Here is a 24,297-nt window from a genome sequence, read left to right on the forward strand (position 1 = left end):
CAGCTGTATGAATTGTTGGGAAATCCTCGGAATTGAACCGACCGGTGATCGCCAGCGGATCCAGGATGCGTATGAGCAACAGCTAAAATTTGCCTCGGATGCCGAAGCCCGGCGCCTCGAACAGGCGCTTCGGGAGGCATTGGGTGATGCTCCGGAGCCAGCGGGGGAAGAGTCGGTAGCCGTTCGGCGGCAGGAGCCGGACCGGGGCGGGGATGAGGTGGCTGCTCGTCCACTTGATGCCAGCGACGGCCAGGTTGTCCGTGAGGTGGTTATCCAGGTCAAGGCACTGTTGAACGACGCCTCCCGGAGCAAGGACGTCGGTATCTGGAAGGCGATTCTTAATGAACCGCCGGCGGATCAGACGCCACTGCGCCGGGAGATCGGCCGGCAACTCGAGCCGCAGTTGCGCCCAATGGCTGAGAATGGCACGTTTCCGGCTCCTGTGGCCCAGTTTCTCCGGGACTGGTTTAACTGGTTCAGCATAAAGCAGGTTCAGGGTCTGCCGGATGAGCGCAATTACCCAGAAAGGGAGATGGCGCAGGCGCAGGCGGATGAGCCACCTCAGATGGTCAATTTCTGGCCTGCGGTCATCGGCTGGATTGTGGGTCTGGTCATTCTTGCCACGCTCTTTGGAGAAATGGGTGGCGGTTAAAACCGTGGCCCCGGCTATTCCTTTGTTTCTGCATTGGCCTGTTCAATTTTCTCACGGTATTTCTGCGCAAGAATGGCTCCGACGATCACCTGGATCTGGTTGTAGGCCATGATCGGTAATACAATCATCCCGAAGCCCGGGTGGCCGGAGAACAATACCTTCGCCATGGGTAACCCTGATGCCAGACTCTTCTTGGAACCGCAAAACACCACGGCTGCCTCGTCTTCGAGGCTGAAGCCGAATCGCCGCACCAGAAACCGCGCAAACACCATAAACAGCAGGAGCAGGCCCAGGCACAAGGCGATAGCGAACAGGATCGCCTGCAATGGCAGTTTCTGCCACAGCCCGCTTTCCACCGAGAAGGAAAACGCCGAGTAGACAATCAGCCAGATCACACACTTATCGTAACGCGCCATCAGGTTTTCGTTCCGCGCCAGGTAACCGCCCAGCCAGGGCCGCATGGCATGGCCAGCCATGAAGGGGAGCAGCAGTTGCAGGAGAATGCCTTTCAGCGCTTCGGCCACCGAAAAGTCTCCACCACCCGAGGTGCTTACCAACAGCAGAAGCAGGAAGGGGGTCAGCATCATGCCGAAGACATTGGAGGCGGCGGCGCTGCAGATGGCCGCGGGCACGTTGCCCCGGGCCATGGCCGTGTAGGCGATGGAAGAGGAGACCGCTGATGGCAACACACCCAGATACAGGAACCCCAGGCCCAGATCTTTCGGCATCCAGGACGGCACAACGTCGCTCAGTCCGTTGATGGGCAACACCGCCAGCGGGAAAAAAATGAACGTGAGCGAGGTGATCAGAATGTGCAGGCGCCAGTGGGTGGCCCCGGAAACAATCTGCTCACGGGACAGCGCGGCACCGTGGAAGAAGAAGAGCAGGGCGACGGCCACGGTGCCGGTGGTCGCCAGCATGTCTCCGGCCCGGCCCGTGGCGGGCAGAAACGTTGCCAGAACAATGGCGCCGAGCAGGAGCAGGGTGAAGGTATCAATCCTGAATTTCATATCTCAGGGCTCCTGCCGCTTGAGCGCCTGAAGGCTGGGTTTCAATAATTCCCTGGCAAGGTTCTCCGCCCTGGTTTCATCCTGCCGACGGACCGCGGCCAGCAGAAGTTCGTGGTCCTCCTGGGAGGGCTCCGGCAGATCGGTATTGGTTTCGGTCTGCTCGATGGTTTGGCCGACGGCGTGGGAGAAGTAATCGTACAGCTCAGCCAGCGCGGGGTTATGGGAGGCCGCCACCAGGGCGTGGTGGAAGGCTTCATCATGGCGGATGCGGCTTTGCAGGTCGTCCCCGGCTTTGGCCCGCGCGTCGAGGGCGCTGGTCATGTTTCGCAGATCCTGGTCTGTGCGCCTTGCCGCAGCCAGCTTGGCGGCTTCGGTTTCCAGCATAATGCGCACTTCCAGCTGATCCGCCAACTGGGTACGGGCTATCCTGCGAAGTGTTTCGCCGGCGTCCCGGGTGGCGCGCACGTAGGTGCCATCCCCCTGGCGGGTTTCCAGCATTCCCACATGCACCAACACCCGGACCGCTTCACGGACAGTATTCCGGCTTACCCCGAGAGCGTCTGATAATTCCGATTCCACCGGCAGACGATGGCCAACCGGCCAGTCGTCTCTTTCGATGGCATTTCGAAGGTTTTCTATGGCGGTTTCCACCAGCGAGCCTTTGCGGATACGTTCTAGCATATGTTTATCATCCCTCAAACCGATGAACCGATCATCCTATGAATTTGCGAAAGCTTCAAGCATTGATGAAGGTTTTGCCTCAGGCAGGTGGCTCAGAGGGATAAATAAACTGATAGTCCGCGGTATCCACCCGTCGCGTCGCGAACCGGTAGGTAAAGGTAAACCCCGGCCAGTTAACGGTATTCCGGCCATTGGCGTCGAGGTACCAGGAACTGCACCCGGAGTTCCAGACACTGTGCTCAAGCCCCTCCTGAACAACATGGGTAAACCGGTCCTGCCGGTCCTGGCGGACGTCCATGGCGGAGCCGGGGTATTTCCCGAGCGCATCCAGGCAATCGAGCACATAACGGAACTGGGACTCCAGCATATACAGGATGGAGTTGTGGGCCAGGTTGGTGTTGGGGCCATACAGCATGAACAGATTGGGAAAGCCGCTGACGGTGATGCCTTTGAAGGCGGCTGCACCGTTCTGCCAGGCGTCGTTCAGGGTCTTTCCGCGCCGGCCGGCTATCCGCATGGGGGAGAGGAATTCCGAGGCCCGGAAACCAGTCCCGCAGATGATGGCATCCACTGGATGGTGGTGGCCGCCCTGGGTAACCACACCGGTTTCATCAATATGGTCAATGGGGTCGGTCACCAGATTTACATTCGGCCGGTTAATGGACGGGTACCAGTCGTTGGAAATCAGAATGCGTTTACAGCCGATTTGGTAGTCGGGGAGGATGCGTTTCAGTTTTGCGGGATCGGTAACCTGTTTCCTCGCTTCCCGTTTTACCCGGTTGGCATGGAACTCCAGCAATCCGCTGAATTTGGTGAATGCCAGGGCCCGGCTCTCGTTTTTCCAGTAGATCAGATAGCGGTAGATCCGGTCCCAGACCGGGATCTTCTGGAACAAGGCCTGTTCCCAGGGTTTGAAGGGGCGATCCGGCTTGGGCAGCACCCAGGCAGCAGAGCGCTGGAACAGATCCAGCTGTTTCACCCTGGGTGCAATCTCCGGCACAAACTGGATGGCACTCGCGCCAGTACCGATAACCGCTACCCGCTTGCCCGTCAGATCGTAGTCATGGTCCCAGCGGGCTGAATGGAACATCTTGCCTTTGAAACGCTCAAGGCCATCGAGTTTTGGCCAGGCGGGCTGATTTAACTGGCCTGTTGCCGTGATCAGCACGCTTGCCGTCAACCGCTCTCCGGTGGCCAGGGTAAGGGTCCATTGGTTGTTGCTGTCATCAAAAGCCGCGTTCTGCACTTCCGAATTCAAACGGATGTGGTCGGCCAGCCGGTATTTGACAACACAGTGTTCCATGTAGCCGAGGATTTCCCGTTGCAGGCCAAACTTTCTGGACCAGTCGTGCTTGGGTTCAAAGGAGTAGGAGTAGAAGTGGGACTGCACATCGCAGGCCGCGCCAGGGTAGGTATTGTCGCGCCAGGTGCCACCCACCCGGTTTGCCTTCTCCAGCAGTGTCAGGTTGGTGTAGCCCGCCAGCGTCAGCTTTATGGCCATTCCGAGGCCGCCGAAACCGGCGCCAATGATCAGAATGGACGGGCGTTCACGTTCACTGGGCTGGGTCATTGAGGGCTGTCCGTCGTTATTATTGTGGCCTTTCGGGATCAGTATACGGTTCTATGCGGCTCCGATGGATGACTTTTTTGGCCAGACTGGCTAGTCAGAATGATCAACCGGTGGTCGGGCAAGAAAATTATCAGACGTCTGCAAGAGCAGTTCCCGGAGTGCAGGGGACTCGAACTGGCGCCGGATGCTGATGGCGTAGAATTCCTCGAAGACGCCGGGCAGGGCGCCATAATCCGACAGGGCGCCGCTTTTAAGTTCGTCCCGCACCACCACTGGCGGCATGATGGCAAAGTGCCCGGTGTCCCGTGTCAGCAGTCGCATCATGGCCATGTCGTCCACTTCTGCGGCAATGCGCGGGCGCAGCCTGTGGTATTCGCAAAGCTGATCAAAAGCCTGGCGTATGTTGTTGTCCGGGCCCGGAACAATCAGGCTCCGGTGTCTGAGCATCTCAGGAAACTCTCTCTGAATCTCCAGGCCCGTCGGGCCAATGATGCTTACCGGCTGTTTGGCGATCAGACGGGAGCGCCAGGGGTTCTGCTCATCCCCCTGCACTGTCTGATTGGCAAGAATCAGGTCCAGTCGATGGGCTGAAAGACGCCGCAGCAATTCATCAATGTGGCTGCTTTGCAGGCTAAGCTCCAGATCCTCCCGATTCAGCAAGGGTTGCAGAAAACCCTCCTGAAAGTTCCGTGACAGGGTCGCGACGGCACCAATGCGGAGGATTTCCCGGTTCGGCTGCGCGCCTGAGGCAAACAGGGCCGACAGCTCCTCACCTTGCCGGAAGATTTCTTCGGCATAGGAGAACGCCATGCGTCCCGCCTCGGACAGCTTGAGTCGGCGCCCCTCCCGAATGAACAGGTCATGGCCGAGGCTTTCCTCCAGTTTCCGGATCTGCCCTGACAGGGCGGACTGGGAAATATGCAGGGAGTCTGCTGCCCGGGTGAGGTGGCCGGTACGGGCAACTTTCCAGAAATAATACAGGTGGTGGTAATTGAGCTTCATCGTCAACTGTTCTTAAAAACAGAATGAACTGATCAGTATAAACCATTTTTTATATCATTCGAGCAAGGGCACAGTACTCCCGAAAGGTTCCGCCAAACAGAAGGTTTGTCCCTATGAATCCCATCGCTGAATTTTCTTCGTTATTGGTAATGGCCATCTGGCTGATGCTGCCGGTGGCTCTTTTTGCCCTGGCCGGATTGAGCGGTTGGCTGAAAAGCCCTCTGAAGCTGAATCACTGCTGGCGCATTGCCGGCTGGCTGATGGTGCTCTCAATGGCTTCGTCTTTACTGGTTGCAACCTTGCTTGTCGTCCAGTCCGTGGTCGTTGGCGACAGCAACACCCTGGCCACCCTCGGCAGTCACTTTGGCCTGTACCCGGATGGCATCGCCGTCTGGATGGCCCTGATGGTGGCGTTCGTTGGGTGGGTGATTCTGCGGTATGCGAACAACTATCTCAGCCAGGATCCCGGCCGTGATCGCTTCCTCCCCTGGTTCCTGGTGACCATCGCCTCGGTTCTGGTTCTGGTCTTCACCAATAACCTGCTGGTTCTGGCGGGCGCCTGGATGGGTGTCAGCCTGGCCCTGCACCACCTCCTTACACTTTACCAGGACCGGCCACAGGCTCGAATGGCAGCCGTTCAGAAGTTTATCGTCAGTCGCGCCGGTGATGTTCTGGTGATGTCCGGCGTGGTGTTGCTGTATCTGCACTACGGCACCTTCTACCTGCCAGAAATGGTGGCGAGTGAGACGGCCCGTGCAGGCGGTTCGCTGGCGCTGACCATGGCCTCGGTGGCCCTGGCCCTGGCGGCCATTCTCAAGTGTGCCCAGGTTCCCTTCCATGGCTGGCTTATCCGGGTGATGGAGGCACCGACCCCGGTTTCCGCACTGTTGCATGCCGGCGTGATCAACCTCGGCGGATTTCTGTGGCTGCGGCTGTTCCCGGTCTTCGACGGATTCACCGCCGGACACCTGATACTGCTGGTGATTGGCGGCCTCACAGCGGTCGTTGCGGTTCTCACCATGATGACCCAGTACTCGGTGAAGCATGCTCTGGCCTGGTCCACCTGTGCGCAGATGGGGTTCATGCTGTTTGAAATCGGCATGGGAGCCTACACGCTGGCGCTGCTGCATCTGTTGGCTCACTCGCTTTATAAGGCCCACTCCTTCCTGGCCTCCGGGCGGACGGTCGTGGTGTCGGCGGCGGGTGGTTTTGCCGAGTCTTCAGTGACCAACCGGCTGTTCTGGGCAGGCTCTACCGGCCTGGTTGCAACCCTGATTCTGTTCCAGGCTCCCTGGATTGTGGAGCACAACGCGATTTTCGGAGCACTGCTTGTGCTGGCGGTGGCGGCTGCGGCGATGGGTATACCGGCCGGCGCAACGGCTGCAGTCAAATTCTGGCTGGCAGGTATGGCAGTGTTGCTGGTTCCGGTCTATTCACTGCTCCATAGGTTGGTAGGGCCTGCTGTACCCGTGCATGAGGGGTTTGCCGTTCCTGCGGTCGGGTACGCACTGGGGGCAGCAATGATCGCGTTGCTGGCCGCGTGTTCGCTGTTGATTGTTCTGGGCGCCCGTTTCCGGGTAACCCGGGTGCTCGGCGCCCACTTCCGGCAAGGGCTCTACCTCGACCTGCCGTTTGACCGGCTGACCCGCAGGCTGGCGGCAGACGCGCTGAGAGTGCCGTCAATGTTTCGTAGACTTCCCCATCATCCGTTCAGACTGGAGGAAAGATCATGACCAATTTACCGGTGCCGCAGTTGCAGGTAATGGAGGATGGTTGGCGCGAGTCTTTCCGCAAGGCCTGTAATCTGATTGCGCCAGTGTGGCCGCTGGATCAGTGGATTGCGGTCAACCCTTTCTGGGGCCTGAGGCACAGTACGGCGGCGGAAGCAGACCGGCTCCTGCACGAGCGGGGCGGGATCAGTTTGCTGATGCCCCTGGAGTATTACCGAGAGGCCTGGGAGGGTGGCCGGATTCGGGAAGAGGATCTCAGGGCGAGTATCGAGGAGTTTGGCAACGAGCGGTGTCTTTCGGATTATCTGGCCTGGCCTGGCCATCCGAACACCTCTGCTCCCGCGCAGGGCTCGATTCCTGGCACGTTTCCTGGAGGCTCGGAAAATTTCGCAGACAATAGTGAGGAGAGCCTGGCTGAAGTTGTTTGTGATCAGGTTTCGAAAACCTGTGGCGCTTTTTTTGACCAGCGCCAGGGCCGTTGGCCTGCGACCCGAGGCGAATGCGACACGGGTTTGTTCGGATTCTGGCTCGAGTCGGTTCGTGAGGATCGTTCCCTCGATTTCAGAACCGGTCTGGCCGGTGCCCGGGCGTTTTTCAACACCGTACCGGACACCATGGATGAGGCCATTGAAGAATCAATCAAGGCCATCAGGGTTTCGGGTCAGGAGCTGGAGGCCCTGTTCCACAGTCTGTTGCTACGGGTGAACGGCTGGGCGTCCTGGTGCCGTGGAGAGGACTGGCGTGCCGGCCTGGAAGGGGCATCGTCTGATCGCTGCGCAGAACTGCTGGCCATCATGTTGGTCTGGGAGTCGCTCGGCGCTGGCTTTGCCTCGCCCACCCAGAAAGCCCAATGGCAGGAACACAGAGCCTGGGCACGGCGTGCAGGCGACCGGAACAGACTCTGGGTGTGGCAGCGTGCGTTTGAGCTTGGTTATCAGCGCGCTCTTTGGCAGGCGCTTGGGTTCGGGCAACCGGCCGAGCCGGTTGCGGTTCCAAGCGACGAGACGCCGCAAGCCCAGGCCGTCTTCTGTATCGATGTGCGGTCTGAAGTAATGCGCCGGCACCTGGAAGAGGTCTACCCCGGAGTTCAGACGCTCGGTTTTGCGGGCTTTTTCGGAATGCCCATTGCGCACCAGCAGCACGGGCCTTTCGCGCCGGTCCGACGCCTGCCGGGGCTGTTGTCAGCGCCATACCGGTTAATCGATACCAAAGGCAGCTTACGGGAAGACTTTGCTGAAAACAGGGCATCGGATCAGAAAGAAATTGTCCGGGAATCGGTGAGAAAGGCGAAATACAGCAGCCTCTCCACATTCACCATGGTGGAAACAACCGGGCTCGCCTGGGCCTGGAAACTGCTTAAGGACAGCTTGAAGCGTGGCCAGCACAGCAATGATGAGCATTGTGTTGAAGGGCGACTGGTTCATAGCCATGGCGGCGATCCTCTTTCCGATGCGGAAAAGGTAACCCTGGTAGAAAACATGCTCCGGGGCATGTCCTTAACCGGCGGCTTTGCGCCCTTGCTGGTGTTTGTTGGCCATGGCAGTCATACCGATAACAACCCGAACCAGGCCGGACTGGATTGCGGCGCCTGCGGCGGCCAGAGTGGCGGCGTCAATGCGCGCCTTGCCGCCCGCCTGGTCAACGAACCCCAAATCCGGGCAGGGCTGGCCGCCCGGGGTATAAGAATCCCCGACTATACCTGGGCCGTGGCTGCCGAACATTGCACGGCCACCGACAAGGTAACCATTGCTGACCGCCACCTGATTCCGGATTCCCACGTTCACAAGCTGGCGGATCTGGAGGCGGGGTTTGAGAAGGCGGGCGTTCGGGTTCGCAAGGAGCGGGCAACGCCACTGAAACTGAATGGGCTGGGGGATGACCAGTTGAAAGAAGCCATGGAGACAAGGACCAGAGACTGGTCGGAGGTGCGTCCGGAGTGGGGGTTGGCCAACAATGCCGCCATCATCTTTGCCAGGCGGACAAGAACCCGCGGCAGGAATCTTTCCGGCCGGGTATTCCTGCACGACTATGATCCCGCCCTGGATGCCGATGGCAGCCTGCTGGAAGGGCTGCTCGCCGCACCGATGATCGTAGCCAACTGGATTAACCTTCAGTACTTTGCTTCGGTAACGGTTCCGGACGTCTACGGCTCAGGGAACAAACTGCTTCATTCGGTCGTTGGTGGCAATGTGGGGGTGGTAGAGGGCAATGGGTCGCACCTGAGAATCGGCCTGCCCCTGCAATCGGTGCACGACGGAACCTTCTGGCGCCACGAACCGGTTCGGCTGACGGTGCTGATTGATGCTCCGGCACAGCGGATAGAGTCGGTGATTCATTGCCAGCCAGACGTGGCGGCCCTGGTGCAGAACCAGTGGGTCTGCCTGTGCCGGATGTCTGAGAATGGGGTAGAGCAATACGAGAAGGGGGTGTGGAGAAGCGTAGCGTGAGTCAGGGCGGCCTTTACCGGCCGCCCTGACTCTTATTCCTGCTCCGCGTTAAGAAGGTCAGGCTTTTTGAGCGATTTCTGAAACAGATCCTTCTGTTCAGCGATAGCCATGGCGCAGCGTTCGGCCAGGTCATCGCCAAGGCCTTCAACCTTGCGTCTGAGAAATACCTGAATTTCCTCAGCCAGCTCCAGGACCTTGTCCCGGGCATCGGCTTCGGCTTTTGAGGTGAACAGCATTGTGTCAGGATTTTTCAGTGCCATATCCAGGCCGTCCCTATCGGAAAAGTAGACTGCTTGTACTGCCATGGTCATTCCTCGCAGTGAGCGTTAGTGGTACTGTATAAAAACACAGTCTATCCGACCGGGGGCTGCCAACACAATGGCAATTGGGCTTCAGCGATAGCCGAAGCCCGGAAAGACAGGGTACGGGAAGGGAAAATCAGTATCTCAGCAGTGCGGAACCCCAGGTGAATCCGCCACCGAAAGCCTCCAGCAGGATCACCTCATCGCGCTTGATTCGCCCGTCGCGCACAGCGACATCCAGGGCAAGGGGGATCGAAGCCGCAGAGGTGTTGCCATGCTGATCGACGGTAACCACAACCTGGTCCATGGACATATTCAGTTTTCGGGCAGTCGCCGAGATGATTCGAAGATTGGCCTGGTGGGGCACCAGCCAGTCAATATCCGATTTCTGCATTTGGTTGGCTTCGAGGGTTTCGTCGACAATCTTGCCGAGCGTGTTCACCGCCACCTTGAACACTTCGTTACCCTTCATCTCCACAAACGCGCGCCCGGCTTTTACCTGGTCATAACCATCCGCAATACCGCAGGGCACATGAAGCAATTCTTCATACTGGCCATCGGCGTGGATGTGCGTGGAGAGAATGCCGGTTTCGTCATCGGCTTCCAGGATTACCGCACCGGCACCGTCCCCGAAGAGTACACAGGTGCCACGGTCTTCCCAGTTGATGATGCGGGAGAACACCTCAGCCCCGATGACGAGTGCCTTCTTGCTGCTGCCGGTTTTGATGAATTTTTCCGCCGTTGCCAATGCATAGACAAAACCGCTGCAGACTGCCTGAATATCGAAAGCGGGGCAGCCATGGATTCCCAGCCGGGCCTGTAGAATGCAGGCGGAGCTCGGGAAGATCTTGTCCGGGGTGGAGGTGGCGAACACAATCAGATCAATGTCTTCAGCGTTAATGCCAGCGGCGTCAATGGCGTTCCTCGCAGCTTGCTCGGCCAGGTCGACCGTGGTCTGCCCCTCAATGGCAATATGTCGTTGTTCGATTCCTGTGCGCTCGCGAATCCACTGGTCTGTGGTGTCGACCATTTTCTCAAGGTCTTTATTGGTAACGATATTGTCTGGCAGGTAAGAGCCGGTGCCGGTAATTCGTGCAAAGGTCATTCGCGAGTGTCCCGAAACATAACTGGTTTAACGTTCGTCCATGCTATACCCATGCAACTTCGTGGGTAATTAGCGATTTGTCAAAGAAGCCCAGAAACTGGCAGGCTCGTCTATGCTGAAGGTGATCACCTTTGATCGACACGATGCATAACTCTGCACAGAAGAGGAGGACAAGACGATGGGCATTTCCAGCCATGAGCTTCACAAAGAATTTCCCCAGTACAGCGACCTTATTGATGAACTCAAGAGCAACGATCCGAGGTTCGATGAAAAATTCCGGGAATACGCGGAGCTGGATCAGGAAATAGAGGGGTTGGAAAAGAGGGGTTCGCCCATTGGTGACGACAAACTGCATCGCATGAAACAGAAGCGTGCACAGCTTAAAGATAATCTTTACCAGGCGTTGCTTTCAAACGACAAGGCATCATGAAAACGTAATGAATGTGTAACCGGAATTTAACGAGAAAGCGCTCAGAGCCCTTGTTGCAACTTCGTCCACCTGGTTATGACAAGGGATCGCCGGTTGCTGAACGATGTCGGGTTTTCACCCGAACTGATTGAACAGAAACTGAGCACGCCTTTCTGGAAATTCTGATCCGGAAGAACTGACCGGCAATTGCACCGCTAACCTTCTGAGCTGGCGAGAAAATCATCAGTTCAGCGTTTTCGGAACTCAGTGTCCGGGCGCAGGGCTGACGTTCACACCAGCCAGCCAAAGAAGAAATCAAACAACGCACGGAAGAATCCGCCCCCGGTGCTACGCCGGGGCTCCTTCGCAGGCTGATTCGTTGCAGCAGGGTTGTCAGTGCCGGCAGTCTGTTCTGCGACTGTAACGTCGATTTCAGGCTCGATTTCAGGCTCAAGGGAGGCTGTACCTGTTGGCTCTGCTGGCAGTTGCTGTGCTGGTGAATCGTCTGCCTCCACGGCAACCACTGCAACAGCCGTTACAGGTTTTTTATTTGCTGGTGGTACGGAGTCGACGACTTTGGTCTCGGGTTCGGGGGCTGGCGCAGTTTTACTGGCCGACTCGGATACGACTGCCAAAATGGCCGTGGGGGCCGATAATGGAACTTCAGAAGGAGTTGAGGTTGCCTTTTTAACTAAATGACTATCAAAGATTTTGTCATCAGAATCGTCGATAGGTTCTGGTGGCTTACTTGCAGGCGCCTCAGCGGTGGCAGGAGGTTCTTCCGTTCCCGTTTCCTGGGGGGCTGAGACCAATTGTGCAGATGGTTCGGGCTTTGCCTCCCTTCGCGGCACCATTTTCACCACAGCTTGAGGCCGTGGCCGCAGGTTGAGTTCCGATAAGCCCAGTGCAGCCATAGCGTCTTCACGGCTGGCGACAGCATTGCTGTTGACTGTTGTCTTGGCGGTGGTGTGTATACCCAACGCCTTCAGGGTTTGCGAATCCAAGTCACCGTTGGTGGGAAGGCCGGTTTTGTCCTGATAGTTCCGAACAGCGGCCCGCAACTTGTTGTCATACCAGCCGTCCGCACGCCCGATGTCATAGCCGGCGCCGTAAAGGGCATTTTCTGCTGAAAAAATAACATTCACCGGGTTCGCCGCATGGGCAACACTGAAGCCCGTGGCCGCCGTTAACAGGACAACGGCCTGAGTGCGAAAACCAGGAAACTGGCAATGGCGTGAGCGTTTCATGGCGGAATCCCTCCGGGCTGCCCGTATACGTTTACATTTCGTAACGTGAGCCCTGAAAGTATCAGCAATAACCGGGGCCGCCTATGACGCAGTTAACAACCGGAGTAATTAGTTGACCTGGAACCGGCGAACAAGGCTGTCCATTTCTTCGGCCATGCCTGCAAGCGCCTTGCTGGAATCGTTTACGTGAGAAATGTCTCCAGTCAGTTCGTCGATGGCGCCACTGCTGGCCTCGACATTCCGGGTCATTTCCGCGGCGGTCGCCCGTTGTTGTTCGGTGGCACTCGCAATCTGTGTGGTCATGTCCACAATCCGGTTCACTGCCGCCAGAATGTCCGACAGCGCTTCGCCGGACCTGCCAGCCTCGTCGCTGGCTTCCTCCGCCATCTGTCTGGCCTTGCTCATATCAACTACGGCCCCCGCGGCGCCACTCTGGAGGTTCGAAACAATCCGCTCAATATCAACCGTTGAATCCTGAACCCGCTTGGCGAGCCCCCGGACTTCATCCGCAACCACAGCGAATCCCCGGCCGGCTTCACCCGCCCGGGCCGCTTCAATGGCCGCGTTCAGGGCCAGGAGGTTGGTTTGCCCGGCGATGCTCTGTATCACTTCGAGGACACCACCGATTTCACCGGATTCCTGTTCCAGGCGCTGAATACGCAGGGAACCTTCCTGCACCTGTTCCGCAAGCCGGGTTACTGACTGGATTGCATTGGTCACGGTTGCCTGTCCCGAATCGGCCAGCCGTGCGGCCTGCCGGGCAGATTCGTCCGTGTCGTTGGTGTTTGAGGCAATCTCATCGGAGGTGGAAACCATTTCCTGCATCGCCGCCGATACCTGGGTAATCTGGTCTCTCTGCTGCTCGGAGTTTTTTGTCGTCCTGTCTGTAATGTCGGACAGGGACTCGGATTCGCTGGTCAAGCCCCGGGATGCGGTGGCAATCCTTGAGATTATGTCCTCAAGGGTTTCGAGAAACGAATTGACGGCTGATATGAAGTCCCCGATTTCATCCGGGCGTCCTTTGGTGAGTCGGGTTGAGACATTGCCACGATTGTTGCCAATGTCTTCCAGGTATCCGAGGATTTCTGCGCGGGCACGTTTCACACTCACGGCCATCATCCGACTAAGGAGGTAGGCAACCACCAGCCCCAGCACGACAGAGGTTGCGAAGGCGGCCATAATGAAGCGCAGAGCAGTGTCGGTTTTTGATTCCGCCTCGTCCGCCACGGCCTCCATCGCAACGAAAACCTTTTGTTCGAGCTCCCTCGCCAGTTGCGTAATTTCCGGGCCCAGAACATCGAGTTGTTCTGTTTTGGTTCGGTTCATGGCGCCTTGATGAAGCAAAAGACTGTTCACCGAGGCCTGATATTTCTCCAGTGCCTCAATGGCCGTATCGAGGTATTGGCGTATGAAACCGGGCACGGCATCCATATCGAGAAAGGAAAGCGCATCCGATACATCCTCCATGGCGTAACCCAGTGCTTTCTCGGAGGTTTCAGTGCCATCCGAAAAATATCGCTGGGTTGCCATTCTCATCAGGAGTGTGTCGTGGATCAGCTGCTCAAGCGTGACCCGGAGTGGGCTGCCCGGTTCCCGGTTGGTGATGCCGTCCATAGCCCTGCGCAATGCTTTGGAAGCAGCAGGGCCATACTGGTCCAGTTCTTCGGCAACAATTCGCTGGACTTGCTGTTTGGCGGGGACCAATTCCTCTTCGAAGAAACCAACGTACCGGGAGGTGGCCTGCTCGATTTCCCTGACCAGGCGGATGCGTTCCGGTGCCTGGATATTTGCCTGAGCATTTGCCAGGTCGTTGAAAAATTCAGACTCCAGATGCTTGAGACGGGACAGGATTTCCTCGTTACCCGTGGCGTAATAGTCGAAAACCCAAAGTCTCAACCGGTAAAGGTTGATGAGAACACCCGTTGCAACCGCCGTCTCGGGAGCAAGGTCTCTGGCGACAGTGCCCATTCGATCATCCAGGCTCCGGAATTCGCGAACACTGTAAAAAGTGACGAGCGCAAACAGCAGCAGGATAAACACCGGTGCAATCAGCAGCTTGCCGCGCACGCCGAGGCGACGCTCAATGGGTTCAACAAGGGTGGAAGTCACTGTACAACCTCTTCGAAAATGCCGATACCTCAGTTAACGACCAAACAGAGATTATCTGGAGTGGAACGTGACAATTTAGTCAACAAAGTTCACCTGCCTCCGTCGTTATTGAAACGGGGACGGATGTTAATTTTGGCGTCCTGACGGAGCAAGTGGCCGAGTATGCCGTCAACCACCTGGGCGGGAAATCCAATACGACACCCATGTAAAGCGTGTACATCGTAGGCCCGTCCGGAACCTGGCTTGTCGAAACAAAAAGCAGCGGAGTTGCAAGCCGGTACAAGTCGGATGTGCGGTTTGAAGGCGCTGGCGGCGGTGCATTTCCGATCCTGAAAAAGAGTCACTTGCCTTTTCGCATTGTTCAATAACCCTGGTCGTTACCGGGAGATTCGGGATGCAGTCAACAGGCAGCTGGGAATAACCCAGTCCAAGGCGTAATGAGATCGGCCCACGCTGCCAATACTGCGAACTTACCGGGCGCCTGCTACATTAAGCTCCGCTTCAAAACCGTCCTGGCGTCCTGTTGCCGGCGAACGCAAATACAATATCAGACCCGCACCCGTGGCAATAGCATCCGCAATGGCCAGGCCCAGGCCGGAACCGGCAGCATCCGTTTTTGAGCGTGCAAACCGGTTCCGTAAGAGGGCGAGCTGTTCCGGGGGTACGATGTTTCCATCATTACATACCCTCAGCGTACCGTCGCTTGCCATGCTGACCTCCACAGGCTGTTTATGGGCGCCATGCCTGAGGGCATTCTCAATCAGGTTACGGACGAGGATGGCAAAGGCATCGGGATCCAGCAAGGAGTTCACTTCATTGCCGGGCAGGTCGAGGATAATTCTCCCCGGCATCTGCCCCTCAAAATCACTGACAATCATTTCCAGTATTGGCACAAGGTTGTGCTGATTTTCTGCTATTGCGCCCCCTCCTTCGGCTTTCGCCAGTTCGAGCAGTTTTCCGGACAGCATCGAGAGGCTCCGCAGAGCTTCCTCAATCTCGGCAACATTATTCTTCAGTTGATGACTCTGTACCTGGGTTTTCAGTCGCTGTACTTTGGCCAGTGCCGTTGCCAGTGGTGTTCGCAATTCATGGGCGCTGTTGGCCGTAAAACTCCGTTCTGCCTCAAGAGCGCGGTGTAACCGTTCCAGCAACCGGTTGACGGCAACGGCGATCGGCTCAAATTCTTTTGGCAATCGATCCCCCGCAACGGGGGACAGATCTCCAGCGCCACGGGATTCTATCGATTGCTGAAATTCGACCACCTTGCGCAGGGAAAGCCGGACAATCCACCAGACACCCAGCAGGCTGACCGGAATCAGCAACATCAGAGGCAACAGCAATGCCAGACCCGCCTCCAATGCTGCTTCACGCCGGTGAGCCAGGGGTTCAGCCACCTCAATGTAGATGGTGTCACTGACGGCAGATGCTCCGTAGATCCGGTGTGTTGACGTGTTTGAAAACCCTTCCCCGGGTAATGTGCCAAAAACCCGGGAATCGGCATCGTGGGATTGGAGCAGGAGGTTGCCTTGCCTGTCTCTGACCAGGTAAGTGAGGTATTCGTCATGGTCTTTCAGGGCAGGGGCCCGTTGGCTTCCGGTGCCAGTTTCCCGGTTCAGGATGTCGGTAACGGCCAGCGGCAGAATGCGTTGGGCCGTTTCCTCCAGGGCACTGTCGAAAACCTCGTTCATTTCGTGCTGTGCCACGAGTCCGGAAGCGGCAACGCCGAACAGCCAGAGAAGGGTGACGCCGAGTGTGAGGCCGATGGCCAGGTTTTTCTGTAAGCTGGCTCTATTGGTCATGTGTTTCCAGGCGGTAGCCCATCCCCCTGACCGTTATAATGGCGTCCCGCCCCAGTTTTTTACGCAAACGGCTGACATAAACCTCGATGGTGTTGCTTTCGATTTCTGCCCCGAAGGCGTAAAGGCGATCCTCCAGCTGTGATCGCGACAATAACATTCCGGGTCGCTGGATGAAGCCCTCGAACAGCGCCCACTCCCGAGCGGTAAGCTCCACCGGTTTGCCGTCGCGACTGATGCGGTGATCACCAAGATCCACCTCCAGATGACCCACCCGTATCCGTGGGCTCGGATTACCCCGGTAACGACGGGCTACCGCGGCCACGCGGGCCGACAGCTCGGAAAGATCAAAGGGTTTTACCAGATAGTCATCGGCGCCGGCGTTCAACCCTTCAATCCGGTCAGACACCTGATCCCTGGCAGTAAGGATGATTACGGGAGTCGTGTTTCCCGTTGCCCTTAGCTCCCTCAGGAAACCGAAGCCATGGCCGTCCGGCAGCATCAGGTCGAGCAGAATCAGGTCGTAAGCCGTGGTCTGAACACTGGCTTCGGCAAAGGCCAGGGTTTGCACCCAATCCACTGCGTGGCCGTCATCCGCGATCTGATCCCGCACGGCCTCGCCAAGCCCTGCAGTATCCTCAACCAACAGTACCCGCATAGTTCACCTCTAATCCCACCCAGTGAGAAAGATACTACAGCCAGGACCTGACAGCAGCCTGAATGGCTCCGGACGTTATGAATCGCCCTCCATCGACCTTCAGCTGGCTGTCAGGTTTGGACGATAGCCTTATTCCAACTATTCCAGGTGTCGATCGGAGGAGATGTCATGATCCGGATAATTTTACCTTTCATTGCGCTGGTTTTCGGTCTCTGGGCCTGGAACCTGCCTGCGGCCCCGGGTGCCGCATCCTCTTGGGCGGTCTATGACCAGAGTCTGCTGCTCAGCGGGTTGTTATCCATTGCATTGATGTCACTGGCCATGATGCTGGCGCTGCGCCCGGTCTGGCTGGAACGACCGCTAGGCGGACTGGACCAAATCTATCGCAGCCATAAATGGGCTGGCATTCTGGCGGTGGTATTCGCCGCCGCCCACTGGCTGATTGAAATGGGGGATGACGTAATAGAGTCGATTTTTGGCGAAGCTGGCAAGCTGCACGACCCGGATTATTCCGGGTTTATAGACGCCATGCGTGATGTCGCTGAAGACGTCGGCGAGTTCGCCATTTACCTATTGTTCGCCATGTTGCTGATTACCCTGTGGCGAAAGTTCCCCTACAAATACTGGCGTTATCTGCACCGGGTTATGCCCGCGCTTTACCTGCTGCTTGCCTTCCATGCTGCGTGGCTCACACCGCTTCAGTGGTGGCAGCAACCGGTTGGCATGCTGATGGCCGTCCTGCTTTTGTCAGGCAGCATCGCCAGCGGGCTTTCCCTGGCTGGCAGAGTTGGCCGTCGTCGCCAGGTCCGGGGCACGGTCACCGGGGTTAAAACTCCGGCCCGGTATGTCACCGAGGTTACCTGCGATCTGGGTCCGGCATGGCGGGGTCACCGTGCGGGACAGTTTGCGTTGGTGACCTTTAACACAATGGAAGGTGCCCACCCGTTCACCATTGCCAGTGCTGACCAGGAAAATGGCACAGTCACATTCCTCATTAAATCTCTCGGGGACTTCACGCGCGATCTCAGCCACAAAATCAGGGTAGGGCAAACGGTGAAGATTGAAGGCCCCTATGGCTGCTTCGACTTCAACCGAAGAAACCGCAAGTCCCACCAGATCTGGATTGCCGGCGGCATCGGTGTGACTCCGTTCCTGGCGTGGCTTGAGGCCCTTGGCACGAACAAGACCACGGTGCCAGAGGCGGACCTTCACTACTGCACCCGAAATGCCGGCCAGGACCCCATGGTGGCGCGATTACAGCAGCTTTGCCAGGACTTTCCCGGCATTAATCTCCAGATTCATGACAGCAGCAAGGGTGAGTCGCTTTCGGCAGAGAAGCTGTCTACCGGTGGGCCCTCGACTGCAGGCGAAGAAGTATGGTTCTGTGGCCCTGCAGGACTGGGGCGGGTAATCCAACAGGGGTTGCGGGCTGCGCCCTTCCGTCTGACGCGATTCCATAAAGAGGCTTTCCAGTTCCGCTGATCTTCGCCGATCAGGGGCGGGCGCGTTCAGGCCATTGTCAGGTAATCAGCATAGAGTGATTGTTGTGGATTCAACAGGAGACATCCCATGAAGACCAAGCCCATGATTTTAAGCCTCGCTTTTTTGTTTCTGAGTCCTCCTTTGCTGGCCGATGATGACTGTGATGACCCGGTAGCCAGTTGGCAGCCCCGGGAAAACCTGCGCCAGAAACTGGAAGCCGAGGGCTGGACGGTATACCGCATCAAGGTGGATGACGGTTGTTATGAGGTAAAAGGCCGTGACCCGGAGGGTAACCGGGCCGAGGCCTCTTTCAGACCCGCCTCCCTGATATTGATGGACATGGAGCGAGAGGAAGAGGACGACGATGACGACGATGACAGCGACGGAGAGAACCGCGCAAAGGCTCGTGACGGCGGCCAGGGCACTGGCGAGACACCGGTTCCGCGAAATGGTGTCGTCAAGGGTCGCCCGAGTGTGACGGTCGAATGATCCGCCAATCCTGACCGTTCTTGTTTAACGCGTTGTACGTTTCTATCGGAGAGACTGTATGAAAAAGATCTTTTTTGCTCTGGCCCTGGCTATAGCGGTTGCTTTACCCGCTCTTGCACAGGCTCGTGAAGTGACCTTTACGACCGAGTTACTCAACTACGGTGGCGATGGCGCCTACCTGGCGCTTTACCTTACGGATGCTTCCGGCAAATATCAGGGGACTCTCTGGGTTGCGGGGAAAAAATCAAAATACTACAAGCACCTGAGTGGCTGGGCCCGAGGCAGCGGGCTTAATCCGGCGGAGTACGATGGCCTGACCGGAGCCAGTATAACGAGCGGGCGCACCCTGAAAGTAACCCTGAACCTGGACGATGCGCTGATCGACAAGGGCCATGAGATCCGTATCGACACCGCCGTTGAAGATATGCGGGACAACCGGGCGGATGTCGCCGTACCACTGACCACTGAAGGTTCCGGCAAGCCGGTCACCGGGCGTGGCTATGTTCGTTCATTCCGCTACGATTTTTGATGGACTGGGAGGAGCTAAGGCTATGTTGCGACAATTGCACGGTTTACCGGGTCTGCTAGTGGCGTTGTTCCTGGTGACGCTTGCCGTCACCGGGGCGGTACTGGCCCTGGCACCCGCCATGGACAGGGCAACAGCCGTGATCCCGGCTGTTGGCGAGGTAAGCGTGGCGGAGCTGGCAGGACGGGTCTTGGTCCATTACCCGGGAACTGAACAGATTGTGCGTGGCCCTTCCGGTGGAGTAGTCGTTTATTACAGCCGTGACGGCCAGCCCGGGGCGGATATCGTTAATCCCTTGACTGGCGAAGGCATTGCACCCTATGAGCCATCGGTTTTTTTTACCTGGATCAGGGATCTGCATCGCTCGTTTCTGCTGGATGACGCAGGCCGGGGGCTGGCCGGGGTGATGGCCGCCGTGATGCTACTTCTCTGCATCTCCGGAATTCTGCTGCTGGTCCGTCGGACCGGCGGCTGGAAGGCATTGTTACGGCCATTCGCCGGTTCCGGCAGCAAACGGATTCATTCCGAACTGGCCCGGTTTGCCGTTCTCGGGTTGCTGCTGTCGGCATTGACCGGCAGTTATATGTCGGCACAGCGCTTTGGTTTGTTGCCGGAAACTCCCGAAACCGGGCCGACTTTTCCTGCTGAGGTCTCTGGTGGACAACCGGCTCCGGTGGCAACGCTGGGCGCCCTCTCGGATGTGGACCTCAGCGAATTTCGGGAACTGGTGTTTCCCTATCCTGATGACCCACAGGATGTCTATTCACTGACCACCAGCGGCGGTTCCGGATTTGTTGATCAGGCGACCGGTGAGCTGCTGAAGTACCAGCCCCGCTCTGATGGTAGCGTGTTCCAGCAGTGGATGGTCAGTTTGCATACCGGTGAGGGCCTGTGGTGGCTGGGTTTGATTCTCGGAGCTGCGGCTCTGACCGTGCCGGTGCTCTCGGTGACAGGGATAAGCATCTGGTGGCGACGCCGCCGGTCCTCAGGGCAGGTTCCGGACAATGCCGATGTCTCTCAGGCTGATGCTATTATCCTCGTCGGTTCGGAAGGTAATACTACCTGGGGGTTTGCCCGAGAGCTCCATGGCAGCCTGAACAAAGCAGGTTTTCGCGTGCATTGCAGCGAGATGAACGCATTGGCTGACCATTATCCGCAGGCTTCCCTGCTTTTTGTACTGACCTCAACCTATGGCGACGGCGACGCGCCAGCGTCAGCTCGCCGGTTCATGGCCAGACTCAGTGATTTCAGGGGCGAGAAGACCCTGAAATATGCCGTTCTGGGCTTTGGTGACAGCCAGTTTCCGAATTTCTGTCAGTTTGCCCTGGACGTGGATGGGGCGCTCGCCAGTAAAGGCCTGAGCCAATTACAGACTATTGAGCTGATTGATCGGTGTTGCGCCACGCAATTCAGCGAATGGGGAGATAAGGTCGGTGAGCTTATTGGAACTCCGCTTTCGCTGACCCACGATCCGTTGCCGCCGCCTACGGTAAAGCTGGAACTTGTAGAGCGGGCAGATTACGGGCTTGCCGTGCAGGCACCGACCAGCATCCTGCGTTTCAGGGTGACAGGGCCAGGCCGCGGCCGGTGGTCGAAGTTTCTCTCCCGGGCCCGCAGAGTTCTGCCACCATTTGAAGCGGGCGATCTGCTTGGTATCATGCCTCCGCATGGGCAGGTCGCGCGATTTTACTCTTTGGCATCCTCTGCCAGTGACGGGATTCTGGAGATATGCGTACGTAAACAGCCTGGTGGTCTTTGCTCCGGATATTTACACGAGCTCAGGCCTGGGCAATGTATTGATGGCTTTATCCGCCATAACCCTGGCTTTCGGCCAGCGACTGGTAACACTCCGATTATTCTGATTGGTGCCGGTGCAGGAATTGGCCCGCTGACCGGTTTTATCCGGAAAAATACCGAACGTCATCCTATGTATCTTTATTGGGGTGGGCGCAGTTCGCAGTCGGATTTTCTGTATCAACCCGAGCTGGGGCGCTACCTTGAAGATCATCGGCTGACGGCACTGAATACGGCGTTCTCCCGATCTGACGAGCGTGTCTATGTTCAGGATAAGCTCAGGCAGGATCAGATCGCCGTGCGTCAGATGGTTGAAAAGGGGGCTCAGATTCTGGTCTGTGGTGGCCGGGATATGGCAGCGGGGGTCATGCAGGTCATTGAAGACATTCTTGAGCCATTGCGCACCGATGTAGAAACTCTCAGGGCCGAGGGGCGGTATCTGGAGGATGTCTACTGAGGGCCACTGATCGTGTGGTCCGTCAACATATCCGGTTCACTTGATGTATTCTTGCCATGGCAGAGTCCGAACTGCGGTTTTCTTCCTCACCTTGAGGGGGGGCAAAGCCAACGACTTCGGACTCTCTATCAGACCTGCCAGTTCCAGGCGCCGCTCGGGATAATGATGTTGAACAGCCGATTGCCAAGCCGTTTTTTGAACCTCTCCATAGCAATGATCCTCCTGCCGGGCATTGTGGGCTGTTCCGCCTTCCAGCAGCGTGACCGGATGGCGACCTTTAATAATGCATATGATCGGGGCAATTACCAGTCTGCCGCCAACGCCATGGCGCTGCCTCCGAAAAAGGAAGGCAGCGGGCAGAACGGCCGTTCCGGCGATGGGGTACTGGAACTGCTGCACCTGGGTGAGGCCTACCGCCTGGCGGGCGATTACGATGCCGCCATCAGCGCCTTTGACCGGGCAGAGTCTGGCATGAAGTACCTGGATACCCAAACGGTGGCTTCTTCTGCGATGGGAAAGGTCGTCTCGGTACTGGTAAACGAATCATCGCGGGATTACCGCGCGCTGATGTCTGAGGCCATTCTGGTGAATACCTACAAGGGGCTGTCTTTTCTGGCGAAGGGCAACAGCGACTTTGCCCGGATTGAATTCAACCGCGCCGATGACCGCACCCGGCGTGCGGTGGATTATTTTGCCGAAGACATTCGGACCCAGCGCGAGGCGGCACAGTCCGGGCCCGCCAATGTCGCCTCAGTGCGCCGCAACGCAGAAAGCAGGGAATTCCGCGCAGTGCTGGAGGACCGCTACGGTGATCCGGCGGGTTGGGCCGTGTATGCCGATTATATCGTGCCCGCCAGTACCTACCTGCACGGCCTGTATTTTCTCGCCGCGGGTAACGGCCAGTCGGATATTGATCGTGCAGTCAGTTCCTTCGAACGGGTTGCCCGTATGACGCCGGGCAACCCAACGCTGGCCACCGACGCCGAGTTGGCCCAGTCACTGGCTGCTGGCAGACTCCGGCGGGAAGAGTTGCCGTCCATGGTTTGGGTGCTCTACGAAAACGGCCTGGGGCCGGTACTCGAGGAAGTTCGCTTTGACGTACCGCTCATTGTGACTCTTCGGGATCGACCATCACTGATTTTCGCCACCATCACGCTCCCGCGCTACAAAGACCGCCGCGCTGTACCCGGCAACCTGATTGTCAGCCCCGGTGACGGCCCGTCAGCGACCACGGGCACCATGGCCCGGATGGGCTGGGTCATTCGTACGGAAATGCAGGCGCGCTTCCCAGGCATCCTGACTCGCGCAATTTCAGCGGCGGTGGTCAAGGGGGTCATGCAGTATCAGGCCACCGAACAACTGGGCGCTGTTGGTCAGATTGGCTCAATCATCTACACCCTGGCCACCACCCAGGCCGACCTGCGGAGCTGGCAGGCCCTGCCAGATCACTGGGAGGTTGCCCGGCTGGAGCGACCGGCCGACGGCAACCTCACTCTGGAAGACAGCCAGCAGGGGTTGCTGGGCCAGATAAAGGTGCCGGATCAGCCGTTCACGCTGATTTACGTCAAACGGCCTACCACGGCCAGCCCGGCTACGGTAATGTTACTGGATCTGCAAGGCAGCAATCCCGGGCAATACCTGGTGCTGCCAGCCTCCTCAAACCAGACGTCCGCATCTTTATAGGAGAGACGCTATGTCCAGAATGATGCAGTTAGCCGTTCTGATACTCGTAACCAGTTTGCTGGGCGCCTGCGCGCCCCTGCAGCCGGAAAGGGAAGTCGTGCAGCGCGACGATCTCCGGGTCGATCCCGAGATCGGAGGCTTTGTGACGGTAACCGAATTACTCGAAAAGCGGATCGACATGCCGGGCGGCGGCGACCTGCTCAAAATCCAGTTCGCGGTGCAGGCGTATCAGGATACGCTGATGGAATGGGCTGTCACCTGGTTTGATGCAGAGGGCATGGTCGTGCCCGGTGTCGGTGAAGGATACCGTCCGGCCCGCGTGCTCCCGAACCAGACCCGTTTCTTCACGGCGACTGCGCCACATGAAAAGGTTGTCAGCTATCAACTTCACCTGCGTGAGGACCGCGAACCCTGAGCCGGATGATATTGCCGTCTGTAAAACTGTCATTGTGCGTTATGCAAAAAGGAATGAGTTATGAATAAATGGGTGCCCGTCGTTTTGTGTTCAACACTCCTGGCCGCCTGCGCGACCCCAACACGTTACATCGACCCGGCAGCCGATGATGGCGAGGTCACCATGACTATGGACTACCGCGACTTTGAACGGGCCGCCGACGCCGCGTTGCAGGATCTGCTTTCCAGCGGTGCCGTGGACAACCCCGGTGGAGATCGCTACGTGATGGCCGTAAGCCGGATCGTCAATGACACCATGCAGCGCATCGATACGGATCAACTGGTGAAAAAAATCCGTGTGGGGCTGCTGCGCTCCGGCAAGGTCATCACAACCACCGCCGTTGGCGTTGATGGCGCCGAAGACGCCATGAATGAAACCGCCCGTGAACTGCGCAATTCCGAGGAATTCGATCAGTCCGGCGTGCAGAAAAAAGGCACATTAAAAGCACCGGACCTGAGCCTGTCCGGCAAGATCATCCAGCGTAACCATAAAGTAAAAGACGAACAACAGGTGGAATACTACTTCCAGCTCAGCCTCACCGACCTCCAAAACGGCCTGGCCATCTGGGAAAACGAAACCCCGATTATCAAGCGGGGGTCGGATAAGGGTGTGGCCTGGTGACCGGGAAGGAAATTCCGGACTACGCCAATGCGTCGAATACTTGCTGTGCTTTTTGACAAAAATGGCGGGCCGG

21 protein-coding genes are annotated in these 24,297 nt (G+C 57.6%); 11 read left to right on the forward strand and 10 right to left on the reverse strand.

The features are described 5' to 3' along the window. Positions 1-7: 7 nt before the first annotated feature. Positions 8-652 (forward strand): J domain-containing protein, encoded by a 645-nt coding sequence (locus QPL96_RS08695; RefSeq protein ID WP_303286996.1) that lies wholly within the window; start codon positions 8-10, stop codon positions 650-652. A 14-nt stretch (positions 653-666) separates the two neighbouring features. Here the strand turns inward: QPL96_RS08695 and QPL96_RS08700 are convergent, their stop codons facing one another. From QPL96_RS08700 to QPL96_RS08715, 4 genes are all read right to left on the reverse strand, one after another. Continuing rightward, positions 667-1,662 (reverse strand): bile acid:sodium symporter family protein, encoded by a 996-nt coding sequence (locus QPL96_RS08700; protein ID WP_303286997.1) that lies wholly within the window; start codon positions 1,660-1,662, stop codon positions 667-669. A 3-nt stretch (positions 1,663-1,665) separates the two neighbouring features. Then, positions 1,666-2,343: a FadR/GntR family transcriptional regulator gene (locus QPL96_RS08705; RefSeq protein ID WP_303286998.1), complete on the reverse strand. Its 678-nt coding sequence runs from the start codon at positions 2,341-2,343 to the stop codon at positions 1,666-1,668. A gap of 79 nt (positions 2,344-2,422) precedes the next feature. Continuing rightward, positions 2,423-3,913 (reverse strand): NAD(P)/FAD-dependent oxidoreductase, encoded by a 1,491-nt coding sequence (locus QPL96_RS08710; RefSeq protein ID WP_303286999.1) that lies wholly within the window; start codon positions 3,911-3,913, stop codon positions 2,423-2,425. Positions 3,914-4,003: 90 nt separating this feature from the next. Next, entirely contained in the window at positions 4,004-4,915 is a 912-nt protein-coding gene (locus QPL96_RS08715) for a LysR family transcriptional regulator (RefSeq protein ID WP_303287000.1), read from the reverse strand. A 113-nt stretch (positions 4,916-5,028) separates the two neighbouring features. Here QPL96_RS08715 and QPL96_RS08720 point away from each other — a divergent pair, with 113 nt between their 5' ends. Both QPL96_RS08720 and QPL96_RS08725 read left to right on the forward strand, forming a co-directional pair. Beyond that, positions 5,029-6,648 (forward strand): NADH-quinone oxidoreductase subunit L, encoded by a 1,620-nt coding sequence (locus tag QPL96_RS08720; RefSeq protein ID WP_303287001.1) that lies wholly within the window; start codon positions 5,029-5,031, stop codon positions 6,646-6,648. Continuing rightward, entirely contained in the window at positions 6,645-9,092 is a 2,448-nt protein-coding gene (locus QPL96_RS08725) for a YbcC family protein (protein WP_303287002.1), read from the forward strand. Before QPL96_RS08720 ends, QPL96_RS08725 begins: the two co-directional genes overlap by 4 nt. A 32-nt stretch (positions 9,093-9,124) precedes the next feature. Here the strand turns inward: QPL96_RS08725 and QPL96_RS08730 are convergent, their stop codons facing one another. Both QPL96_RS08730 and QPL96_RS08735 read right to left on the reverse strand, forming a co-directional pair. Further along, positions 9,125-9,397, reverse strand: coding sequence for a YebG family protein (locus QPL96_RS08730; protein ID WP_303287003.1), 273 nt, complete (start codon positions 9,395-9,397; stop codon positions 9,125-9,127). Positions 9,398-9,530: 133 nt separating this feature from the next. Continuing rightward, positions 9,531-10,499 (reverse strand): beta-ketoacyl-ACP synthase III, encoded by a 969-nt coding sequence (locus QPL96_RS08735; protein ID WP_303287004.1) that lies wholly within the window; start codon positions 10,497-10,499, stop codon positions 9,531-9,533. Between the two features lie 178 nt (positions 10,500-10,677). Between QPL96_RS08735 and QPL96_RS08740 the strand changes: the two genes are divergently transcribed. Further along, entirely contained in the window at positions 10,678-10,929 is a 252-nt protein-coding gene (locus QPL96_RS08740) for a YdcH family protein (protein ID WP_303287005.1), read from the forward strand. 269 nt (positions 10,930-11,198) lie between these two features. Here the strand turns inward: QPL96_RS08740 and QPL96_RS08745 are convergent, their stop codons facing one another. The 4 genes from QPL96_RS08745 to QPL96_RS08760 all read right to left on the reverse strand — a co-directional run bounded on the left by QPL96_RS08745 (position 11,199) and on the right by QPL96_RS08760 (position 16,718). Further along, positions 11,199-12,155 carry a peptidoglycan-binding domain-containing protein gene (locus QPL96_RS08745; RefSeq protein ID WP_303287006.1) on the reverse strand — a complete coding sequence of 319 codons (957 nt, stop codon included), beginning with the start codon at positions 12,153-12,155 and terminating at the stop codon, positions 11,199-11,201. A gap of 108 nt (positions 12,156-12,263) precedes the next feature. Then, positions 12,264-14,264, reverse strand: a complete 2,001-nt coding sequence (locus tag QPL96_RS08750; RefSeq protein ID WP_303287007.1) for a methyl-accepting chemotaxis protein — start codon at positions 14,262-14,264, stop codon at positions 12,264-12,266. A 470-nt stretch (positions 14,265-14,734) separates the two neighbouring features. Further along, positions 14,735-16,063: an ATP-binding protein gene (locus QPL96_RS08755; protein WP_303287008.1), complete on the reverse strand. Its 1,329-nt coding sequence runs from the start codon at positions 16,061-16,063 to the stop codon at positions 14,735-14,737. Continuing rightward, on the reverse strand, positions 16,053-16,718 hold the full coding sequence (locus tag QPL96_RS08760; RefSeq protein ID WP_303287009.1) for a response regulator transcription factor: 666 nt from the start codon (positions 16,716-16,718) through the stop codon (positions 16,053-16,055). The genes QPL96_RS08755 and QPL96_RS08760 overlap by 11 nt, the downstream gene beginning before the upstream one ends. Positions 16,719-16,886: 168 nt before the next feature. Here QPL96_RS08760 and QPL96_RS08765 point away from each other — a divergent pair, with 168 nt between their 5' ends. From QPL96_RS08765 to lpoB, 7 genes are all read left to right on the forward strand, one after another. After that, a complete protein-coding gene (locus tag QPL96_RS08765; protein WP_303287010.1) occupies positions 16,887-18,200 on the forward strand; it encodes a ferric reductase-like transmembrane domain-containing protein in 1,314 nt (437 codons plus the stop codon). Positions 18,201-18,287: 87 nt separating this feature from the next. Next, a complete protein-coding gene (locus QPL96_RS08770; RefSeq protein WP_303287011.1) occupies positions 18,288-18,689 on the forward strand; it encodes a PepSY domain-containing protein in 402 nt (133 codons plus the stop codon). A gap of 58 nt (positions 18,690-18,747) precedes the next feature. Next, positions 18,748-19,218 (forward strand): DUF2271 domain-containing protein, encoded by a 471-nt coding sequence (locus tag QPL96_RS08775; RefSeq protein ID WP_303287012.1) that lies wholly within the window; start codon positions 18,748-18,750, stop codon positions 19,216-19,218. 22 nt (positions 19,219-19,240) lie between these two features. Further along, on the forward strand, positions 19,241-21,466 hold the full coding sequence (locus QPL96_RS08780) for a PepSY domain-containing protein (RefSeq protein ID WP_303287013.1): 2,226 nt from the start codon (positions 19,241-19,243) through the stop codon (positions 21,464-21,466). A gap of 162 nt (positions 21,467-21,628) precedes the next feature. Beyond that, entirely contained in the window at positions 21,629-23,149 is a 1,521-nt protein-coding gene (locus tag QPL96_RS08785) for a COG3014 family protein (protein WP_303287014.1), read from the forward strand. Between the two features lie 10 nt (positions 23,150-23,159). Continuing rightward, entirely contained in the window at positions 23,160-23,564 is a 405-nt protein-coding gene (locus QPL96_RS08790; protein ID WP_303287015.1) for a YcfL family protein, read from the forward strand. 60 nt (positions 23,565-23,624) lie between these two features. Continuing rightward, the gene (gene lpoB / locus QPL96_RS08795) at positions 23,625-24,224 is read left to right on the forward strand and encodes a penicillin-binding protein activator LpoB (protein ID WP_303287016.1); all 600 of its coding nucleotides are present in this window, start codon (positions 23,625-23,627) and stop codon (positions 24,222-24,224) included. Positions 24,225-24,297: the final 73 nt, after the last annotated feature.

It is taken from the genome of Marinobacter sp. SS8-8 (genome assembly GCF_030540945.1).
Lineage (GTDB): Bacteria > Pseudomonadota > Gammaproteobacteria > Pseudomonadales > Oleiphilaceae > Marinobacter.

Excerpts from the sequence above, each read along its gene's own strand:
- QPL96_RS08695 (WP_303286996.1), top strand. The coding sequence starts at position 8 with ATGAATTGTTGGGAAATCCTCGGAATTGAACCGACCGGTGATCGCCAG.
- QPL96_RS08700 (WP_303286997.1), bottom strand. The coding sequence starts at position 1,662 with ATGAAATTCAGGATTGATACCTTCACCCTGCTCCTGCTCGGCGCCATT.
- QPL96_RS08705 (WP_303286998.1), bottom strand. The coding sequence starts at position 2,343 with ATGCTAGAACGTATCCGCAAAGGCTCGCTGGTGGAAACCGCCATAGAA.
- QPL96_RS08710 (WP_303286999.1), bottom strand. The coding sequence starts at position 3,913 with ATGACCCAGCCCAGTGAACGTGAACGCCCGTCCATTCTGATCATTGGC.
- QPL96_RS08715 (WP_303287000.1), bottom strand. The coding sequence starts at position 4,915 with ATGAAGCTCAATTACCACCACCTGTATTATTTCTGGAAAGTTGCCCGT.
- QPL96_RS08720 (WP_303287001.1), top strand. The coding sequence starts at position 5,029 with ATGAATCCCATCGCTGAATTTTCTTCGTTATTGGTAATGGCCATCTGG.
- QPL96_RS08725 (WP_303287002.1), top strand. The coding sequence starts at position 6,645 with ATGACCAATTTACCGGTGCCGCAGTTGCAGGTAATGGAGGATGGTTGG.
- QPL96_RS08730 (WP_303287003.1), bottom strand. The coding sequence starts at position 9,397 with ATGGCAGTACAAGCAGTCTACTTTTCCGATAGGGACGGCCTGGATATG.
- QPL96_RS08735 (WP_303287004.1), bottom strand. The coding sequence starts at position 10,499 with ATGACCTTTGCACGAATTACCGGCACCGGCTCTTACCTGCCAGACAAT.
- QPL96_RS08740 (WP_303287005.1), top strand. The coding sequence starts at position 10,678 with ATGGGCATTTCCAGCCATGAGCTTCACAAAGAATTTCCCCAGTACAGC.
- QPL96_RS08745 (WP_303287006.1), bottom strand. The coding sequence starts at position 12,155 with ATGAAACGCTCACGCCATTGCCAGTTTCCTGGTTTTCGCACTCAGGCC.
- QPL96_RS08755 (WP_303287008.1), bottom strand. The coding sequence starts at position 16,063 with ATGACCAATAGAGCCAGCTTACAGAAAAACCTGGCCATCGGCCTCACA.
- QPL96_RS08760 (WP_303287009.1), bottom strand. The coding sequence starts at position 16,718 with ATGCGGGTACTGTTGGTTGAGGATACTGCAGGGCTTGGCGAGGCCGTG.
- QPL96_RS08765 (WP_303287010.1), top strand. The coding sequence starts at position 16,887 with ATGATCCGGATAATTTTACCTTTCATTGCGCTGGTTTTCGGTCTCTGG.
- QPL96_RS08770 (WP_303287011.1), top strand. The coding sequence starts at position 18,288 with ATGAAGACCAAGCCCATGATTTTAAGCCTCGCTTTTTTGTTTCTGAGT.
- QPL96_RS08775 (WP_303287012.1), top strand. The coding sequence starts at position 18,748 with ATGAAAAAGATCTTTTTTGCTCTGGCCCTGGCTATAGCGGTTGCTTTA.
- QPL96_RS08780 (WP_303287013.1), top strand. The coding sequence starts at position 19,241 with ATGTTGCGACAATTGCACGGTTTACCGGGTCTGCTAGTGGCGTTGTTC.
- QPL96_RS08785 (WP_303287014.1), top strand. The coding sequence starts at position 21,629 with ATGATGTTGAACAGCCGATTGCCAAGCCGTTTTTTGAACCTCTCCATA.
- QPL96_RS08790 (WP_303287015.1), top strand. The coding sequence starts at position 23,160 with ATGTCCAGAATGATGCAGTTAGCCGTTCTGATACTCGTAACCAGTTTG.
- lpoB (WP_303287016.1), top strand. The coding sequence starts at position 23,625 with ATGAATAAATGGGTGCCCGTCGTTTTGTGTTCAACACTCCTGGCCGCC.